Annotated in this window: 1 protein-coding gene; it reads left to right on the top strand. The window is 61.1% G+C overall.

Annotated elements, in window-relative coordinates; all coding sequences use genetic code 11:
- Nucleotides 1-16: 16 nt before the first annotated feature.
- Nucleotides 17-314: YciI family protein (locus BV453_RS01660; RefSeq protein WP_249520711.1), on the top strand; the 298-nt coding region annotated here is incomplete at its 3' end.

Below are 314 nucleotides of genomic sequence, written 5' to 3'. Positions count from 1 at the left end.
AACAAAGGGAGAACAGATGCGATACATGATGTTTGTGGCAACGGACCCCGAGGGCGACCCGTATTCCGCTGAGGACGACCGGATTGAAGACTGGGGCAAGGAGGTCGAAGAGCGCGGCGTGTGGATCGACGGCAACCGGCTCCGGCCGGTCGAGGATGCCACAACGGTTCGCGTGCGTAACGGCGAACTACTGGTGACCGACGGGCCGTACACCGAGTCGAAAGAATGGATCGCCGGATACGACGTGCTCGAATGCGCGGATCTCGACGAGGCGATCGAAGTGGCGTCGAAGCATCCGATGGCTCGATTCGGTC

This window comes from Microbacterium sp. ER1, assembly GCF_023383675.1.
Taxonomy (GTDB): domain Bacteria; phylum Actinomycetota; class Actinomycetes; order Actinomycetales; family Microbacteriaceae; genus Microbacterium.
The sequence above is the reverse complement of the archived record's forward strand: the minus strand, read 5'-3'. Positions and strand labels throughout refer to the sequence as shown.